A 20,175-nucleotide genomic window follows, 5' to 3' on the forward strand; every position below is an offset into this window, starting at 1 on the left:
AATGAAGCGTTCCCTAAATTATTTGGTGCTTTTATGTTTCTCCTTTTTACTTATAGGAACGGGATGTTGGGACCGTTATGAGTTAAATGATGTTTCAGTAGTAAGTGGCATGGCTCTGCATAAAGGAACCGAAGGAAAGCTACGCATATCGATTGAAGCCATTAATGCTAAGCAAATCTATGAAGGGGAAAGTGATGGAGGAACACCAGCGATCGTTTATGGAATAGAAGGAAACACAGTAGCAGAGTTAGTAGACAAAATGAATGTAGGTTATACGAGAAAACTGATCTTTTCCCATATTCAAACGGTGGTCATTGACGAAGAATTGGCAAAAGAAGGTGTAGGTGAATTCTTTCAATACTTAGAACGAAATGGTGAATTTCGTAATGACTTTAAAATTATTATTGCCCATGGAGTAAGGGCTGAAGATATCATTAGTACAACATATCCTATTCAAAAAGTGCCTTCTCTAAAATTAACAATACAAATAGATACGATGGAAGAGGAGTGGGGTGGTGAACCAAAAGTTCGTTTGACGGACTTTATTCGCGCAATTACTACGAGTGGCAGGCATCCAGTAACAGCAGCAATGACAATCGACGGTGACCCTAATAAAGGACAGAATATTGGTCACATTAGAAATGTGCGACCTGAACCAATAGTCATTGTAGACGGAATTGCTGTATTTCATAATGACAAGTTAGTAGGCTTTTTAAATACTGAAGATACGAGAAATTTTCTGTGGACACAAGATGAAATTAAACTTACGACATTAAGTGTCCCGTGTAGCGAAAATAAATTTATGGGTATAAGAATAAAAAATTCATCAACAAAAATTAAAACTTCTTATAAAGAAAATAAGCCCATAATTACGGTCGATATCTTACTGGAAGCAGTTTTGCAATCGTCGCAGTGTACAGATAATTTAACGTCCATTGAAACGTATGAGAAGTATCAAGATTTCATTGATCATTATATCAGTGAGCAGGTTAAGGGTACTGTACAAAAGGTTCAACAAACCTATGGCATAGATATATTTGGCTTTGGGAATACATTTCACCGGCAGCACCCTAAAAAATTTAAAGAGTTTAAAGGTCGTTGGGATGACGAATTTGTTAAGGCGGATATCGATGTCGCAACGAGTGTTTATATTCGACGAGCGGGAATTCGAACCGAAGGATTTCTAGATAAGATGAATAATTAATTTTAACAAGATGGACAAGCCGAGGTGGAGTTTTTTAATCCACCTCAAAAATAATGTTGACATACTAGAAAAAATAATTATATAATTTATCTTGAATTCGAGATAAAAAGTAAGGATTTGATTTATATGACAAATGATAAAAAACAAAACGAAGAGCTGGCTTTAAAATCATTTATCGTATTATCCCGTGCACATCGAGCGGTTTCAGATCGTGTAGAGGAAGATATTCGTCGGTATGGTTTAAATCCTACTGAATTTGCGGTATTAGAGTTACTTTTTCATAAAGGCGACCAGGCCATACAACAAATTGGTAAGAAAGTTTTATTAGCAAGCGGGAGCATCACGTATGTGGTTGATAAACTAGAAAAGAAAAACCTAATCATTCGCAGAGCATGCCCAAAAGACCGCCGCGTGACGTATGCAGCCATTACTGAAGAAGGAAATGAATTAATGCGTAAAATCTTTCCGAGTCATCAGGAAGCGATAGAAAAAATCTTTTCCAGCTTAGATCAAGGTGAAAGAGAAACATTAATTGAATTATTAAAGAAATTAGGGATCAACGCTTAAAGCGCTCTAATTTTCGAACGATATCTTGAATTCGAGAATAATTGAATAAAGATAGTTTAGTATCGATAAGAATGTGGGTATAGCTTTATTAATGGCTAAGACACATTTAGTGAATGTGAAATTAAGATTTATTTGTTGGCTTAAATATCTCGAAGTCATATTATTTGAATTCGAGATTTAAGATAAAATTACAATATAATCCAAAGGAGAGTGTCATACGATTATGTCAAATTTAAATTTAGCAATTATTTATTACAGTTCTACAGGTACTAACTACACGTTAGCAAAATGGGCGGAGGAAGCAGCGCAAGAAAATGGTGCAAATGTCAAAGTTTTAAAAGTACCTGAGTTAGCGCCCCAACAAGCGATTGATTCCAACCCAGCATGGAAAGCTCATGTGGAGGCAACAACAGACGTTCCTGAAGTTTCACTTGAAGACTTAGAGTGGGCCGATGCTATTATTTTCAGTGTACCAACTCGCTTTGGTAACATGCCCGCGCAAATGAAACAATTTCTAGATACCACTGGAGGATTATGGTTCCAAGGGAAATTAATTAATAAAGTAGTAAGTGCAATGAGTTCAGCACAAAACGCTCACGGTGGTCAAGAAGCAACAATTTTATCTCTATATACTTCGATGTTCCACTGGGGAGCAATTGTGGCTGCACCAGGATACACAGATCCTGTGTTATTTACAACAGGCGGAAACCCATATGGAGCAAGTGTTACAGTAGATCAAGACGGAAACATGCAAGAAGATGTTCAGCCTGCTGTACAACACCAAGTAAAACGTACATTAGACATTGCAAGATTAGTTAAACAAGGTAATCAATAAAAAATATATGAGCAGGAGTTGATCACTTAAGTCAGCTCCTGCTTTTTTAGTATGTTGGGGGAAACATCCAAAAAAGGGTGCTTTTTTGAATTGAGAAAAAGAATCAGATCAAGGAAAATAAGTAGAAGTGTGTTCATTCTAAAGGGGCGTGATGACGTGGGTACAAAGGAAATGAATGAAGTATATTGGCTGCGTATCATAGCTTGTTTGAGTGTTGTCCTAACTCATGCTGTAAGCAGGGTAATAACAGACTTCTCTTTGTCGGGGGATCTACGGGTGGTATATCGCACCCTTCAAATGTTGTTGTTGTACGGGACGCCAATGTTTGTATTGATCTCAACTATTGTGATGACGCATGCTTACAAAGAAAAAATTCCGAACGGTTTCCTTATAAAGAGGATCAAGTATATATTAGTCCCTTATTTAGTAATGGCGACGTTTTATGCGGGCCATAAATATATTCGATTTGACTGGACATTTAAAGATTTTGCTATTGAACTTGGGTTTAATTTTATAGGACAGTGGCACGGGTATTTTGTCTTAATTATCTTTCAGTTTTATTTACTGCATTTATTATTTATAAAGTATTTGAAGCGATTTAAAGCTATGCATGTCTTAATCGTAAGCTTTATCATTAGCGCAGGGTATTGGATAGGCTTTTATTTCTTTTTTATCGATTTCGTGCAGCATTCGAGTTATCTGACTCTATTCTTTTCAAGAATTTTGATTTTTGGTTGGTTATTTTATTATGTTGTTGCCTACTATTGTGGGAGAAATTATGAAATGTTTATTGATAAGTTGCATAGATATTGGATGGTCGTAGTGTTAGGTACTATAGTTTCAGTGGGGCTTGTACAGTTTATATATCATTCAGGAATGTTAATGCGAGTGACATCAGCTCGTTTTGATATTATTCCTTACACCGTCATGTTATTCTTTCTCTTCTTTCTGCTGTTTTCGAAACTGAATCGAATTCCAACGTGGATCGTTTCTATAAGTGGATATTCGTATGGGATTTATTTGCTACATCCTTTTGTTCAAACGATGGTTAGAAGCTGGTTCCCATTATTAGAAATAACACCATTCGGTTATATGATTGTTCAATTTATTGCGGGGGTTATTGTTCCGATTATTTTCATCTATCTTTTATCTAAATTTCATTTGGGTGCCTTTATTGTGGGGAAAACAACGACTCGCAAGAAAGTCTTTAGAGAAACAGCAATGTCTAAAGCGGCATAAGGAACGAATTAAAGGTTTGTAAGTATAGGTTTTATTAGAGAAGTTTAAAAAGGGTATATTCGTGTAGAGTATAAAATTACAAGGTTGAAGTACACTATAGGTGATTTTCTTGAAAGGGATGGTTATGTGAAGAAATTATCAATTGGTGTACTTTCAGCTTTATTTTTGTCGTTGACGGCATTCGGACCGTTGCCTGCACAAGCAGAATTTAACGATAACGAAGCTGAAGTCCAAGAAGTAGAGTTAACAGAAGAGCAAAAACAAGAATTGGCTGTTTTACATAAGGAAGCTTTTGAAAAGAAGAAAGAAATTATTGAGAAGTATGTTGAGTTTGGCGTGTTTAGTGCAGAAAAAGGGAATAAAATTATTGAAAAATTTGAAAGTCATTATGAAAAGCTTGAAGACGATGGTTATATTCCGAAATGGGACCATAAGAGAAAACATCATTAAAGCAGGCGTTATTGCTAGGTTAGTTCAATTAATTAGCCGGAAGATAAGTTGTAGTTTTTAAGAAGGTGTATAGTGAATGAAAAGAGGATGACCAACGTTGTCATCCTCTTTTCATATTTGAAATTTGATCGTTTGCAATTGATTTAGTAAAGAAGGTGTAATATCTTCAGCTTCTTCTTTATCGAGGAGGTGAAGTGTGAATTTGACGAGTTGACCATTGATTTTTTTAACAACTATACTCTGTTGAACTTTTGGGTTAGAGCTTGTGAAATAAAATTCGGATCCTTTGTAAAATGGGTGGACATTTTTTAGGTCTTTAACTTCTTTAACATTCCCTGTCGTATTCAAGTATTCCTGGGCATTCTTTTTTAAACCTGACAGGTTGGCTTTGGTATCAACGAGTTCGACTCTTACAAAAAATCCAGGGTCTCGTTTGGAGAAGAGTTGATATTTACCAGGTTCTTCTTTTACAAACTGATATCCGTTTTGAACCGTTAGTTTAACTTCTTTGTTCATCGCAGGGATAGAGTTGTCTGTGACAGGTTTTCCTTTAATGACTAGTTTTTGTCCTGGGAAAATGGTATTCGTTGTCAAACCGTTTAACTTCTTTAAATCGTTTACTTTCATCTGATGTTTTTTAGCAATACTGTATAAAGTGTCGCCTCTTTTCACGACATAAGAAGTGGCAGCGTCCTTCACTTGAAGCTTTTGCCCAGGAAAAATGATGTTGTTTTTTAAATTGTTGGCTTGTTTTAATTCATTAACTGTCGTCTTATTTTCTTGAGCGATTCGAAATAGTGTATCTCCTCTTTTCACTTCATAAATTGCTGCATCTGCACTGTGAACAAATCCCATCATAGCTGTAACTCCAAGTGATAAAGCCATCATTTTTATTGCATTTTTTTTCAAATTAAACATTTTGAATGCACCTCGTATTTTTATTTTTTACTAACGTAGATTACTGCATCATCCATTTATAAAACTGGTTTAAGGAACTAGTTGAATTGAAGCACTTCCAATCAGCAGGGGCCCTCCACTGAGTGAAATGAACTTATTGTGAATGTGTTTCCAAACGATTAGACGGAGGATTCCGAAAGAAAGTTACAAAATAAACAAGCCTAAAAATAAAATTATTTGAAACTGAAAAAACGCTGATGACAAGGTACGCGCCTACACGTCATTCCTACGAACGCAATAGTATATATGGACTTTGCAAATGTAGGGAGGCGAAATAGTGCGTCAGTATGTTGTTCTAGCAACCGTTTTTATTTTAGCTTTTGCTTCCTTTTTCTTTTTTGTAATAAATGACGGTTACGAACGAACTCTTATTTGCGAAAACGGCCAAAAAGAAGATCGAAAAGAAAATGGTGCAAAGGATGAGGACCAAGAAATTGGGAATGGAAATAACGGGGAAAGCAATGGAGAGGAACAAAACGGTGAGACCGGAGAGAATGGAGAAGGTAATGGAGAAGAGACAAATGGAGAGAACGACGAAGGAAACGGTGAAAACGGTACGATTAATGGAAACGAAGAAGATGAAGGCGAGATTGTCTGGGGTGTTGATTCGGCTAGTTTAACGACTGAAGAATTATATGCCTGTGTGACATCGAACTTTGGGGAACCTGAGATTTGGGGACGATATTTAGAAGATAAGGACGGAGTTTCTTTTGGCTTAACGGAAGATGAAGTAAGTTTTCTTCATCAACAAGGTGTGTCTATTCTAGTAATCTATAATCATTTTACGGATGGTACGACATACGACAAAGGGGTAGCGGAGGCCGAAGTTGCGATTGAGTATGCCGAACGCATTGGCGTTCCAGAAGGAGTAGCGATCTTTGCGAACGTCGAACCAGAATATCCGATCGACTCAGCTTTTATACAAGGCTGGTACGACACACTACAACCATCGATTTATAATGCCGCTATTTACGGATTATTTGATGCAGAAAGTGATGTGTGGACAGCGTTCGAAGGAGCCATTAACGAAAACGCTGAAATCGCGGATAATATGATTGTCTGGGCAAACCAACCTCAAATTGGGATAACAACAGAAGAAAATGCACCGGAAGAGTACGAACCAGGTCCGCCAAACGACTGGTTGAATTGGGCATGGCAATATGGAATCGATGCTGAAACTTGTAATATTGATACGAATCTGTTTAACTCCTTGATTTTTGATTATGTGTGGCAGCCGGAATAAGAGAAAATATAATGATAGAAAGGAGTGAGGTTACGATACAGCCTCGTTCCTTTTTATTTAGTAACTAAAATAACTTATTGTATACCGCTCATAAACCACTCTGTACTATTGTCTTGTATTATGTTCCGGCTGAATTAGTACTATAGGGATGTGATCTTTACTAAATGGAAATGGAGTTACAATGTTATATTTTCAAGTAGCTACTATTAAATCCAATAAATTAATATTGTAACTTTTTTAATAGTTTATTATAATTTAATACTGATTTCATTAGAATAGAAGTGATTACTTTTGGGGGGAGAAAACGAAATTGAATAGCAATCCAAACCTTGTAAAGGAACTTCAAGGGATGAATAGCCAACATTTAAAACTGTCAATTGCAATCACAGATAAACAAGGCGAATTAATGTTATCCCCAACCCATATTGGAAATATTTCAACAGAAATTTTAAATGATAGAGATGTAACCTTCTGTGAAATAATTCAGAGGTTTAATAAAAATAAACAAACGATTGTGTTTGATGCATTTAATGAAAAGTATCTGGGGATGAAGTTTTTTCTCGTTCCAATAACTCGTAATCGGGAACCCTCTCACTTCATCTGGGCCGGACCATTTGTGGAAAGTGAAAGTACAAAAGATTTAATAGAGAATAGGTATAGAAAATCGGGATTGTCCGAGCAAAAAATTCAGGGTTTTCTTAACAATCTTTGTATTATTGATGGTAAAAGTGTGAAAAAATACATTGATCAGCTACAAAAATTAGCAATATTCGTTGGAGATTTTTTTCACACAAAATTTAATAAAGAAATTGAGGGGAAGTTACATCAATTAAATAGTGTGATTGACCAGCTGTCTGAAAACGAAGGTAGTGTAATCCCTGTACTACTTAGTAAAATACTTCAAACATATAACAGTGACTCAAATCAATCCAAAGAAACAGAAATTGTATACATTGGATATGCAGAAAAAAAACAGAATTCTATTTATGAAATTCAACATATACTAGGAGATTCAGCAACAAATTTAATAGGTAATCAGTTTTATGTTGGTGAAGGGTTTCTTGGACAATCCATAGCATTAAGGAAAAGTATGCAGTGGCATAAAATTAAAAATGATCCAAGACTCTCCTTCTTTGGTGAACGAGGATTGGATATTGATCATTTATTTAGCTTTCCAATTATGTATAAAGAAGAAGTGTATGGGGTAATTTTTGGTTCTTGTAAAGAAATGTTCACTTGGAGTGACCATTATATTCATCATGCTAGTCTAATTGCGAATAAAGTAGGCAAAAGATTATATATTAAAGAATTAAAAAGGAAAAAAAATAATACAAAAATTAAACTCGATATTCATAAACAGGTTTTACAAATATTAATGCAAAAAAGGTCCAAAAAAGCAACATTATATATAATTATAGATATGTTACGAGATTATACACAATCGATAGATTTAAGTTTAATATATACGAACAATCATCACGAGACTGAAATTATTTCACGAGGTATTTTTTCCAATCAAGCCCATCTTTTGGAACTCTTTACGAAGTATATAAAAACTGACCTTTCGTTAGTACGTCTAAACTTATTTAACATTGTTAGTGCAGGAAAAAACAGTATTGTAGAGATCCCCATTGTCAAGAAAGGAAACGTATATGCTTTATTAGTAGCTCATGTAGTGAGTGAGAAGCTCGACAAGATGGATTTACTACACTTTTGTAGTGATATCATAAGTGAACTCCTATCTCATCCAAAGTTTTTTAATGAAGAAGGCCAGTCCTCTAGCGATACAGGAGATTATTCCTATATCAAGACTACTTCTAGTACTGCATTACTAGATCCTAAATTATCAGTTGAACAAGGGGTAATAAAAGGAGAAAATCTCACAAAAGTTTCTAACATCAAAACAGTAATAGAGGATTTATCCCTAACAAAAAGAGAGAAAGAAGTATTGTATTTAGTATTAGAAGGTCTTAATAACCAAGAAGTAGCGGAAACTTTAGTCATCAGTATTCATACAGTAAAAAATCACTTAACAAACATCTTTCAAAAATTAAACGTTCAGGATCGCTCACAAGCTTTCGCTTTAATATACCGCCTCAAATATAAACAACAGTAATAGACTTAAAATATAATCTAAAAAATCAAATAAGAAAAAAGCTAGCTCTTAAGTACTAGTTTTTCGATCACTACTAATTATGTCCTATTAGAGTGAATGAGAAACAAACTTAATCATGAGCTAGCTTTTTTCTATGGGTTAAAGCTATAAAACCTAATCTAATGTGATATTGATCACTGAAAGTATAGGAGGGTTTAGTATAAAAATAGGAAAGATGGTTAGTAGCTTTGCTTTATAAAAAAAGGGAAAATTAAATTTGTGCAAAGGACTAATTTACTAGTAATAATTACTTATAAAAATTGGAAGGAATAGAAAGAGGTGGGATTGTGAGTGTAACAGCCACTAGAAACCAATACGTAGTATTTACGATTAACCAGCAGTTATTTTCACTTCCGATTAACGAAGTTGTTGAAATTCTTAGACCACAGACGGTCACTCAAATACCAGGAATTAAATCTCATATTCAAGGAGTGATCAATTTAAGAGGAAAGATTATTCCGGTAGTCAAAATGCATGGCCAATTGAATTCTGATGCAAAGCCAAATAAAAAAAATAGAATTGTTATCGTCCAAGGTGATAGTGAAAACATAGGAGTAACGGTTGATGAAGTTAAAATGGTTACCTATGTTGAACAAGAAAATATCGAACCACCGCCAGGGACGAAGGTCGATGAAGATTTTTTTCACGGTTTTGTTAAATTGGATGGTCAGGTGATCGGAATTTTAAACTTAGAAAAGGTATTATATCCAACTGAGTAGGAGGTGAAAATGTGGAAGGAATTAATATTTCGGAGTATATCGGGGTTTTTCTTGATGAAGTGGATGAGCAATTGTTAATTTTGGATCAGCAAATTATCGAGCTAGAAAATGATCCAGCGAATAGAGAAATTATTAATAATATTTTTAGAGCTGCACATACGTTAAAAGGCTCTTCTGCAGCGATGGGCTTTGAAGTGATGAAAGAATTAACTCATCATCTTGAAGGAGTCTTCGATTTAATTCGCAGACAGCAACTGCAATCGTCTAAAGAAATTTTTGATGTCATGTTTCAATCTATTGATGTGATCAAGCAGATAAAAAGCTCAATTATTGAAGGTCGAGGGGAAGATATAGATATTTCACCTTTATTAAAAAGTATAGAAGCAACAAAAGCAAAAAAAGTTACTCCTGAAATTAAAGACAGTAATGAATTTGATGAAATGGAAGCAGTATTGGTAGTTGAAGAACCTTTAGTCATTCATTTTGATCAATATCAGAAACATGTTCTACATGCAGCACTAAATGATCAATACCTTATTTTTAATATTCACATTCAGCTGCAGAAGAAGTCGTTAATGAAATCAGTACGAACCATCCTACTACATAATAACTTAAAAGAAGTTGGGGAAATTGCAGTTACTTTCCCACAACGTGAGGAGATTGAAGCAGAAACGTTCAATGGAAATTTTATCTTCACCCTCATAACGATGGAAGAAGAAGGTTCCATTCAGAGAGTGATCGAGCAGGTTTCTGAAATTGAAAGTGTAAAAATCTGCCCAGTCACAATCGATCAATTAGTAGTCGAAAATGAAATGATGACTGAAGGAGAGCTAGCAGCAATTGAAAATACAACTTCTTCACAACCTTTGGAAATACTTGAAGTGCAGCAAGGTGAGGAAATAGTTAAGGCTGAAGAGACATTAAAACAAAAATTAAAAATTAACCCAACGGTTCGTGTTGATGTTGATAAATTGGAACATCTAATGAACTTAGTTGGGGAACTGGTCATTGATCAAACGAGATTAGTAGAAGTGAGAAACCGCTTTAGTCGAGTGACGGTGGAACATCAGGAAGAAGTAGAAATTTTAACAGAAGTAACGAATCATCTTAATCGGGTCATCGGAGAATTACAAGAAGGAATGATGAAAACGAGGATGTTACCAATTGAACAACTCTTTAATCGTTTCCCTCGTCTAGTAAGAGACACAGCAAGCATTGTTCAAAAAGAAGTAGACTTCTTGATGGAAGGAAAAGAGACAGAATTAGATCGAACGTTAATTGAGGAAATTAGTGACCCGCTCATTCACTTACTTCGAAATTCTGTAGATCATGGCATCGAGACACCTGACGAACGTGAACGTGTTGGGAAACCAAGAAAAGGAAAGGTATTAGTTAAAGCATTTCATCAAGAAAATCATATCGTCATAACGATTACAGACGATGGGCGTGGAATAGATGCCCAAAAGATTAAAGAAACTGCGATTATAAATGGCACGCTTACTGAAGATGAAGCAAGTAAGATGACAGAACGAGATTTAATTTTTCTTATTTTTAAATCAGGTTTGTCAACGGTAAAACAAGTCTCGGATATATCTGGTCGAGGGGTTGGCATGGATATTGTCCGTTCGCATATTGAAAAACTAAATGGAATTATAGATATAGAAACAGAAGTTGGTAAAGGTACGACCTTTACCATAAAGCTACCTCTAACCCTAGCAATTATTCGTTCTTTACTCATTGAACTAGGAAAGCGAATTTTCGCTATTCCACTTGTAAACGTCTTAGAAATTATTCGTCTTAATCCAGAAGAAGTGCAAACAGTGAAAGATAAAGAAGTTGCAATCGTCCGTGGAAGTGTGTTGCCGCTCGTACGAATGGATCAAAAATTAGGCATAAGGCAAGAAAAAACAGATAATCAGTTAAACGAAACAAAACGTATTTTTGTGATCGTTGTTGGAATCGCAGATAAACGGATTGGAATAATTGCTGATCGAACGTTAGGTAACCAAGAAATTGTAATTAAATCTTTAGGTCAATACATTGGCAATCCACCACATATAGCTGGGGCTACGATTATGGGGAATGGTAATGTTGCCCTTATTTTAGATATTGCATCGGTTGTTAATGAAGAAGGGGCTCAAGATAATTTAGCAGATCAGAAGCAAAACAGTAGTGAAGAAAATGAGGAAGATCAACTTGTAACTTTTAAACTAGCTAATGAGGAGTATGGAATTAATATCTCATACGTCAAAGATATTATTTCGATACCGAAAATTACAAAAGTGGTCACATCTGCTCCGAGTGTCCTAGGAATGATTAATTTACGTGGTAAAGTCATTCCTGTGATTGATTTAAGAGATTACTTTAATTTACCAACGAATTCTTTCAATAAGAAAACAAGGGTGATTGTTGTCAAGATTTCAGAAGCGGAAGTGGGTTATTTAGTAGATGAAGTCACTCAAGTTCTAAAAGTGAATAGAAACTGTTTGGAATTATGTGATGAAAACAATACGTATGTAAACACCGAGATTATAGAGGGAATTTGTCATTTAGGTGAGCGATTAATTACTGTTCTGGATTTTGAGCAATTGATTTATAGTCAAGAAATTCACCAACTTACAAATGAAAAGCTAGAGGAAATTGCAGCACAAATAAACTAGCAGTTATTTAGGAGGAATTCATATATGTTTGGAAAAGCTAAATTAGTAGACAAATTGAAAGATGCATCAACTGCAACAAGGACGGTAGAAGAAAAGGTAGAGAGCTTAACAGAAACGACACGACAAGTTGTTACAGGAGTAAAAGAGCAGTCAGCGACGATTGAGTCAACAACTTCGATGATGAACAATTTAAACCGTTCAGTAGAGGGTGTCGTGAAAAATGCGGAAAGTCTTCATTCAACAGTTGCAGATACGTTAACAAATTTAAGCACGACGACAAAAGATATTAAAGATGCGGTAAACAATAGTTCAAGTACCACCGCATCTGTAGAAGAAATATCTGCTGCGATCGAAGAAATGGGCACGCAAATTAAAAGTGTGGCTCAAAATGCAGATAGTATGACTTCTTCAGCGAAAGACACATCAGAGTCTATTCAAGAAGTCGCTGCCTCAATTGAGCAAGTCGCTGGTAATTCTCAGAGTACTGCAAGTTCGGTCGAACAAATTTCTGCCTCGATTGAACAAATGAGTAAATCTATTACAGGTGTTGCTAGTAATGCCGAAAGTTTAACGAAGTCGGCGAAGGAAACGACAGATGCAATTCAAGAAATGGCGGCTTCAATTGAACAGGTAGCTGGAAATGCGCAGAGTACGACTGGTTCTGTTGAAGAAGTGGCCGCTGCGATTGAAGAAATGAGTAGTTCGGTAAAAACGGTTGCCCAAAATGCGGAAGTATTGACGAAGTCTTCTCATGAAAATGCCTCAGCGATCCAAGAAATGGCGGCCTCAATTGAGCAAGTAGCAGGAAATGCTCAAAGTACTACGGGTTCTATTGAAGAAATTTCAGCTGCGATTGAGGAAATGGGGAGTCAAGTAAAAGGTGTGGCTCAAAATGCCGAAAGTTTAACGTCATCTTCTAAAGAAGTTAATTCTGCGATTCAAGAAATGGCGGCATCGATTGAGCAAGTAGCTGGAAATGCAAGTAGTACAGCAGCTTCTGTTGAAGAAGTGTCAGCAGCGATGGAAGAGATGGGGAGTCAAGTAACAGGGATTGCTGGAAATGCCGATAGTTTACACCGTTCATCAGAGGAAGTTGCTGCGGCGATCCAAGAAATGGCAGCATCAGTTGAACAGGTAGCAGGTAATGCTGCAAGTACAGCAAGTTCTGTAGAACAAGTTTCAGCTTCAATCGAACAAACGAGTAATTCCGTAAAATCAGTAGCCAAAAATGCGGAAAGCTTAACCGTATTTGCAGTCGATACGTCCGCATCAATTCAAGAGATGGCGGCCTCAATTGAACAAGTGGCGCAAAATGCTGAAAACGTCAATCAACTAAGTGTAAAAGTATTTAGTGATGCTAATGATGGAAAGAATGCGGTCCAACAATCCATTCTTGGGATGAAAGAAATCGGTGAAGTGGTACAGCAAGCTTCCGGCGTTATGCAAAATCTAGGAAAAAGTTCAGATGAAATTGGGAGTATTATTGAAGTTATTGATGACATTGCCGAGCAAACCAATTTATTAGCACTAAATGCAGCCATTGAAGCAGCTCGTGCAGGTGAACATGGGAAGGGGTTTTCCGTAGTTGCAGATGAAGTTCGTAAGCTTGCCGAAAGAACAGCAACAGCTACAAAGGAGATTGCAGGTTTAATTAAAGGGATTCAAGCTGAAACGACAGATGCGATTAAAGCAATTGAAGTTGGTGAACAAAAAGTAGAGCAAGGGAACAAACTCTCTGATCAAGCGAATTCAGCAATAGAAAAAATTGTCGACGGTATTGAGAATATTACAACGGAAATGAGTCAAATTACAACGGCAACTGGGGAGCAAGCTAAGCAAGCACAATCGATTGTAAATTCGGTCGAAAATGTGACAACACAAGCACGTTTAGTAACTCAAGCGACCAATGAACAAGCTATTGGTGTAGAAGAAATTGTAAAAGGTGTTGTAAATGCAAGAGAGCAAGTTCGCCAAATCACTGCTGCGACAACAGAACAAACAAAGCAAGCTCAAGGGATCGTAAAAGCGGTTGAAAGTATGACAGAGCAAGTAGGTCAAGTAACGGTCTCTATAAGAGAGCAAGTCGCTGGGGTTGATGAGATCAATCGTAGTGTTCGTAGTGCAAGAGAACAAGTGTCCCAAATTAACTCAGCGACGAATGAACAAGCAAAGCAAGGTCGAGATATTGTAACATCTGTTGCAAATATGGAAGGACAAATTGAACTTGTTACCCAATCTGTAAAAGAACAAGCAGTAGGTGTTGAAGAGATTATAAAAGGAATTGTTAGTGCAAGAGAACAAGTCCGCCAAATAGATACTGCAACAGATGAGCAAACGAAACAAGCGGCTAACATCGTAAAATCTGTTGATGAAATGACGCATCAAATTTTATTAGTGACTCAATCCGTCAAAGAGCAAGCGTCTGGTGTTGAAGATATTGTTCAATCAACAGCAAGCGCAAAAGAACAAGTTCGTCAAATTTCAGTAGCTACAACCGAGCAAACGAAGCAAGCTCGAGAAATTGTGAAATCGGTACAAAATGTAACAGACCAAGCAGAGCTTGTGACGACTGCCGCAAAAGAACAGGCTGTTGGAATTGAAGAAATCATCTCCGGAATTGTTAATGCAAGAGAGCAAATTAATCAAATTAGTCTAGCGACTACAGAACAAGCTAAACAAGCAGACACAATTGTAAAATCTATCACAAACATTACAAAGCAATCAGAACAAGTTACGGTTGCGACGAAAGAGCAAGCGTTAGGTATAGAAGAGATTATTGCTGGTATTAGTAATTCCCGAGATCAATTACGTCAAATTGCTCAAGTTCTAGTAACGATTAATACGAGTACTGAAGGCGTAGTGACATTAATGTCTAATGTATCCCAACAATCTGAAAATGTCACAGATGCAACAAAAGTCCAGCTGAGTGAATTATCGAATGTAACGAATACGATAGTGAATATGAAACAAATGGTGCAACGTAATGGGGATGTGTTAGATGGTCTGCACGCTGCCACACAGGACATACAGCAAAAAACGAAAAACTTATCTTACCAATTACAAGCTTAAACTATTTGAAGAGATTTTAACGAGAACTTCATTTAAACGTACATTCCATGGGAAGGAGTTATTCTCATGGAATGAGTTTTACTTTTACTGAGAGAGGTTTTGTAAGATGAATCAATTTTCTATCAAGCATTTTAGTCAATTAGTGTATCAAAAATGTGGACTGAATTACTTGAACAATTTAGTAACGTTAGAAAATAAAATTATGAAACGTGTCCATGAGCTACAACTAAATTCTTTATGGGAGTATTGTAAATACCTTGAAGAACAACCAGTTGAATGGGATCAGGCAGTTGAAATATTAACTATCAATGAAACCTATTTTTATCGAGAAGAAAATCAATTGGTTGAATTTAAAAATGTTGTTTTACCACTTATTAAGCAAAAGGGTGGGAAAGTTAGAATTTGGAGTGCGGCCTGTTCAACAGGGGAAGAACCCTATACATTAGCAATGATGATCAAAGAAACGGGTTTGTTTCCACCAGAGGAATTCGAAATCGTTGCGACAGATATTAATAAGCGTGTATTAGAAGTAGCTGAAAATGGGTTTTATAGCAAAACGTCACTGTCATTTCGAAGGATACCTGATGAGTTGTTGAATAAATATTTTGTAGAAGGTCCCACTGGTTATACGGTCACAAATGAAATAAAAGAACAGGTGCAGTTTAAATACTTAAACTTACTAGATGAGACCTCTATGAAGCAAATGCTCCATTTTGATGTAATATTTTGCCGGAACGTTCTTATCTACTTTGATCAAGAAACAATAAAAAAAGTAACGACGCATTTTTTTCACTCCCTAAAAAAAGACGGATATTTGTTTTTAGGCCATTCAGAAAACATTTCTACCTTTAATATAGGATATAAAACGGTAAACACTCCGAGCACCTTTTACTATAAAAAGGAGTTATAATATGAAAAAGTATGGAGTACTCGTTGTAGATGACTCAGCTTTTATGCGAAGAGCAATTGGACAAGTCATTGAACAACATGAGGAGTTATACGTCGTTGGCATAGCTAGAAATGGAAAAGATGCCATTGAAAAAGTAAAAAGATTACAACCAGCCGTTGTCACTTTAGATATTGAAATGCCAGAAATGGACGGACTGGAAGCATTAGAAATTATTATGAATGAATGTCCAGTTCCTGTCGTCATGCTCACAAATGCCTCAGCTGATACTGCTTCTCCGTCTATAACATCAATAGAACTAGGAGCAGTTGATTTTATTGTTAAAGAAAAATTATTTAATCAAGCCTCCCTTGAAACGATAAATAGCTTTTGGGAAAGAATTGAAGTGGCGATCCGTGCAAATGTCAAACCTAAAAAACCTCGGTCGACAGCTGAAGCTTTGCCGGTTGCATTAAAAGCCCATAGTAAATTAACATTTTCAAAACATGTAGAGCTCTTAGTTATCGGTTGTTCAACTGGAGGACCAGCGGCTCTTCAAGAAATCCTCCCTTATTTTGAAAACGGATTACCTTTTCCAGTTGTTGTTGTTCAGCATATGCCAAAAGGATTTACGAAACCACTTGCGGATCGTTTTAACTCTATATGCCATCTGCCGGTAAAGGAAGCAGAGGATCAAGAGGTGTTGATGCCAGGCAATATTTATATTGCCCCGGCAGGCTTACAAACTACGATTAAAAAGGATGGTCATGGGGCAATTTTCGACTTAACTGAAGATGCCGCCATTGATACCTTGTATCATCCATCTGTTGATGTCACGTTATTATCTGCTACTAGTATTTATAAAGAAAAGCTCTTAACTGTGATTTTAACGGGAATGGGACAAGACGGGTTATTAGGGTGTAAACAAGTAAAAGAAAATAAGGGGAAAATCATTGTAGAAGCGGAATCAACTTGTGTTGTTTACGGGATGCCACGGGTTGTATATGAGGCAGGACTTGCGGATAAACAAGCACCGATTACAAATATCGTTTCGGCTATAAAATCACTAATATAAGGAGCAGGTTATGGGGAATTTTAATCGCATGATTATCAATCGTGTAGAAATTTTAAAATGTGATGGCGAAATCACCTTAAAAAATGGAGACACTTTTAAAACGTATATTTATGAGTTAATTGAAGCTAATACGAACCAATTGTTACTAGATTTAAGCGACGTACCTTATTTAAATAGTGCAGCTATAGGATATATAGCTGATGCAGTGTTAAAAGCAAGGAGTAAAAACAAGGAGTTAATTGTAGCTGGTCTTCAACCTAATATACAAGAAATCTTTGAAATCACAAAATTGGGTACATTTGTAAAATTATTTAATGATGTCGGTGAAGCTTTGTTAAGTTTTAAAGAAGTATAACTCTTTTTTTATGAGGGAGGTAAACTAGGTGAAAATAAAAGTACTAGTCGTAGATGACTCTCTCTTTATGTGTGATTATATAACAACAATGTTATCGACTGACTCGCAAATTGAGGTAGTGGGTCATGCGAGAAGTGGTTTAGAAGCTATAGAAAAAATAGAAGCGCTCACCCCAGATATAATTACTCTTGACCTGGATATGCCCAATATGAACGGACTAGAAACCCTAAAGTATTTGAGGAGAAAAAAATGGGTTCCAGCAGCTATTATAGTAAGTGGACTTACGCAGCAAAGTACACATGATGTTCTAGAGGCTTTGCAACTGGGTGCAGATCATTTCTTATTTAAACCTGCAAAAGGTTGGGATAAGTTTAAGTTGGAGTTAGTTGAACAAGTCAAATTATATGGTAGCCAAAAAACAAGACAACTTTATTCGGAGAGTAGAAATATACGGGTGCTACAATATGAAGTGATGATTAAGGTAATTGCACAACGCCTACCCCTCCATGATATTCTTTCCATCATGTCGTGGTTTATTGAAGACCATTGTAATGGTTTATATTGCTCTATTTATTCATTTCAACAAAGTAATAAATCATTAAAGTTAGGAGGGGCCACAAGTATTACCGACCCGTTATTTGAACTTGATGAAATTGCACTCGGAATAGATCGGATTAAAGATGAACATTTAGACTTTTTAAATAGCGTACTTCCTGTACATGTTCTTGAACTAATGGGTCCATTTAGTAAAATCTATCCTGTTGCAAAATTGAATGATTTAAATTATTTTATAATAATTCCTGTACTTTCTGTTCAGAATGACTTATTAGGCGGGTTAATTTTATTTTCCAAAACGGATACCTTGCAACAACATTTAGGAAGTTTAAATTCATACAAGCAATTAGTGAGTATTGCTATCGAGCATAATAATAATATAAGCAAAGTATATTCGAGTCAGAATCAAATCCAAAAACTAGTTAATTTTGATAGTTTAACTGGGTTACCCAATCGGTTCTATTTTCAGCAGAAAATTGAGCAGAGTATGTTAGAAGGCGACCATAAGTTTGGGATATTACACCTTGATATTGATCGCTTTAAGTTAATTAATGATGCATTTGGTCTGCAACAAGGTGATGCTTTGCTGATGAAAGTAGGGGCTCGTATTCGTGAACTACTTCAAGAGGGAGATCTTATTTGTCGAATGGGTGGAGATGAATTTGTCATTCTCCTTGCTCAAGCGGATGAAAAAAAGTGCAGAAAGGTTGCATATGACATTTTAAATGCATTTAAAAAACCTTTTTCTTTTTCAGGCAATGACCTATATGTAACTTCAAGTATCGGTGGGGCCCTTTATCCTTATCATGGGACGAATTCTAGATCGTTGCTAAAGAATGCTAGTTTAGCCATGAAAAAAGTGAAAGAAGTAGGAAAAAATAACTTTGTATTATATTCACCTTCTCAGGAACATTCTCCCAGGGAAATTTTAATTTTACAAAATGATTTGCATCTAGCAATTGAAAGGGATCAATTGCTAGTTTATTTTCAGCCGAGATACAAGTTGAATACTGGAAAAATCATCGGTGCAGAAGCTTTGATAAGATGGAACCATCCGAAACTTGGGCTAGTACCACCTATGAACTTTATACCACTTGCAGAGGAAACGGGATTAATAATTGATTTGGATCACTGGGTATTAGAGCAAGCCTGCAAGAAGTTAAGCGAATGGAAGCATAAAGGATGGGACTTCATTAATATTTCAACTAATATTTCGGTCCAACATTTTCAAAGAACCAATTTAGTTGAACAAGTAAACCATATAATAAAAAAACACAATATTAACGGAAAAAATTTAGAGCTGGAAATAACGGAAAGTATGTTAATGAAAAATGTAGATTATGTTATCAATGAATTAGAGCGTTTAAAATCATTAGATATTAAAATATCGATAGATGACTTTGGGACAGGCTATTCTTCGTTAAGTTACCTGCAACAATTTCCGATAAACGCTTTAAAAATCGACAAATCTTTTGTCATTAAAATTCAAAATAATACTAATAAAGAAATTGCACATGCCATTATACAATTAGCCAAAAGTTTAAATCTGCATGTGATTGCTGAAGGTGTAGAAACAAAAGAGCATCTAGAATTTTTAGTTGCAAGTGGTTGTTCTGAAGGGCAAGGGTATTACTTTAGTAAGCCTTTACCAATTGCCGACTTTGAACAGTTACTATTTAAACAACAAAGGGAAGAGGGTAGGGGTTGTGAATATATTGAAGCATAAGGATCAATTCTTCTTGTTTTCCCTTGAGGTAAAGAGTGACATCTTAAATGCAATGGACTTTGTAAAACGGCTTGCTTTAGGGCTGGGATTTAATAGAAAGGAAGCATTGCATCTTCAATTAGTAGTAGAAGAATTATGTACAAATGCGTTTGACCACACAGACCGATGTTCTATGAAAGTTCTAAAGATTGAGAAAGTAGAAGATCAAAAGGGCATTACGTTAACTTTATACACCGAAGGCGAGCTTTATTCCCTAAATCCACCTAAGGAAACCGACAATAAAGGTCCAAGAGGAAGAGGGCTAAAACTCATTTTATCCTTAGTTGACTTTGCAGAAGTAAAAGCCGAAGGAAGTTTTATTAAAACACAGTTAATGAAAAAGAGAAGCCAAAAGCACTAATATGTCTTACCAAACTATCTTCTATCTTCAGCAATCAAAATAAAAATGATACTAGAAAGGAGCGAAGTTCAGTAAGTGAA

The 20,175-nt window shown here is 35.9% G+C and carries 16 protein-coding genes; 15 read left to right on the forward strand and 1 reads right to left on the reverse strand.

Annotated elements, in window-relative coordinates:
- Position 1 precedes the first annotated feature (1 nt).
- From N7Z68_RS19445 to N7Z68_RS19465, 5 genes are all read left to right on the forward strand, one after another.
- Positions 2–1,204 (forward strand): Ger(x)C family spore germination protein, encoded by a 1,203-nt coding sequence (locus N7Z68_RS19445; protein WP_275120132.1) that lies wholly within the window; start codon positions 2–4, stop codon positions 1,202–1,204.
- 126 nt (positions 1,205–1,330) lie between these two features.
- Complete coding sequence (locus N7Z68_RS19450; RefSeq protein WP_275120133.1) at positions 1,331–1,771, forward strand: MarR family winged helix-turn-helix transcriptional regulator; 441 nt, start codon at positions 1,331–1,333, stop codon at positions 1,769–1,771.
- 223 nt (positions 1,772–1,994) lie between these two features.
- The gene (gene wrbA / locus N7Z68_RS19455; protein WP_275120134.1) at positions 1,995–2,606 is read left to right on the forward strand and encodes an NAD(P)H:quinone oxidoreductase; all 612 of its coding nucleotides are present in this window, start codon (positions 1,995–1,997) and stop codon (positions 2,604–2,606) included.
- 156 nt (positions 2,607–2,762) lie between these two features.
- Positions 2,763–3,845 (forward strand): acyltransferase family protein, encoded by a 1,083-nt coding sequence (locus N7Z68_RS19460; RefSeq protein WP_275120135.1) that lies wholly within the window; start codon positions 2,763–2,765, stop codon positions 3,843–3,845.
- Positions 3,846–3,971: 126 nt separating this feature from the next.
- Positions 3,972–4,295, forward strand: a complete 324-nt coding sequence (locus N7Z68_RS19465; RefSeq protein ID WP_275120136.1) for a DUF2680 domain-containing protein — start codon at positions 3,972–3,974, stop codon at positions 4,293–4,295.
- A gap of 111 nt (positions 4,296–4,406) precedes the next feature.
- Here the strand turns inward: N7Z68_RS19465 and N7Z68_RS19470 are convergent, their stop codons facing one another.
- On the reverse strand, positions 4,407–5,213 hold the full coding sequence (locus N7Z68_RS19470; protein WP_275120137.1) for a LysM peptidoglycan-binding domain-containing protein: 807 nt from the start codon (positions 5,211–5,213) through the stop codon (positions 4,407–4,409).
- Positions 5,214–5,529: 316 nt separating this feature from the next.
- Between N7Z68_RS19470 and N7Z68_RS19475 the strand changes: the two genes are divergently transcribed.
- The 10 genes from N7Z68_RS19475 (at position 5,530) to N7Z68_RS19520 (ending at position 20,095) form a co-directional block, all read left to right on the forward strand.
- Positions 5,530–6,495 carry a glycoside hydrolase domain-containing protein gene (locus N7Z68_RS19475; RefSeq protein WP_275120138.1) on the forward strand — a complete coding sequence of 322 codons (966 nt, stop codon included), beginning with the start codon at positions 5,530–5,532 and terminating at the stop codon, positions 6,493–6,495.
- A 310-nt stretch (positions 6,496–6,805) separates the two neighbouring features.
- On the forward strand, positions 6,806–8,611 hold the full coding sequence (locus N7Z68_RS19480; protein ID WP_275120139.1) for a LuxR C-terminal-related transcriptional regulator: 1,806 nt from the start codon (positions 6,806–6,808) through the stop codon (positions 8,609–8,611).
- 326 nt (positions 8,612–8,937) lie between these two features.
- Positions 8,938–9,369, forward strand: a complete 432-nt coding sequence (locus N7Z68_RS19485) for a chemotaxis protein CheW (protein ID WP_275120140.1) — start codon at positions 8,938–8,940, stop codon at positions 9,367–9,369.
- An 11-nt stretch (positions 9,370–9,380) separates the two neighbouring features.
- Complete coding sequence (locus N7Z68_RS19490; protein ID WP_275120141.1) at positions 9,381–12,029, forward strand: chemotaxis protein CheW; 2,649 nt, start codon at positions 9,381–9,383, stop codon at positions 12,027–12,029.
- A gap of 24 nt (positions 12,030–12,053) precedes the next feature.
- Positions 12,054–15,098: a methyl-accepting chemotaxis protein gene (locus tag N7Z68_RS19495; RefSeq protein WP_275120142.1), complete on the forward strand. Its 3,045-nt coding sequence runs from the start codon at positions 12,054–12,056 to the stop codon at positions 15,096–15,098.
- Between the two features lie 106 nt (positions 15,099–15,204).
- Complete coding sequence (locus N7Z68_RS19500; protein WP_275120143.1) at positions 15,205–16,008, forward strand: CheR family methyltransferase; 804 nt, start codon at positions 15,205–15,207, stop codon at positions 16,006–16,008.
- A 1-nt stretch (position 16,009) separates the two neighbouring features.
- Positions 16,010–17,059 carry a chemotaxis-specific protein-glutamate methyltransferase CheB gene (gene cheB, locus N7Z68_RS19505; RefSeq protein WP_275120144.1) on the forward strand — a complete coding sequence of 350 codons (1,050 nt, stop codon included), beginning with the start codon at positions 16,010–16,012 and terminating at the stop codon, positions 17,057–17,059.
- Positions 17,060–17,069: 10 nt separating this feature from the next.
- A complete protein-coding gene (locus N7Z68_RS19510) occupies positions 17,070–17,414 on the forward strand; it encodes an STAS domain-containing protein (RefSeq protein WP_275120145.1) in 345 nt (114 codons plus the stop codon).
- Positions 17,415–17,442: 28 nt separating this feature from the next.
- Positions 17,443–19,695, forward strand: coding sequence for an EAL domain-containing protein (locus N7Z68_RS19515; RefSeq protein ID WP_275120146.1), 2,253 nt, complete (start codon positions 17,443–17,445; stop codon positions 19,693–19,695).
- On the forward strand, positions 19,685–20,095 hold the full coding sequence (locus N7Z68_RS19520; protein ID WP_275120147.1) for an ATP-binding protein: 411 nt from the start codon (positions 19,685–19,687) through the stop codon (positions 20,093–20,095). Before N7Z68_RS19515 ends, N7Z68_RS19520 begins: the two co-directional genes overlap by 11 nt.
- Positions 20,096–20,175 lie beyond the last annotated feature (80 nt).

Origin of the sequence: Alkalihalobacterium chitinilyticum (assembly GCF_029028005.1) — a bacterium.
GTDB lineage: Bacteria > Bacillota > Bacilli > Bacillales > Bacillaceae_F > Alkalihalobacterium > Alkalihalobacterium chitinilyticum.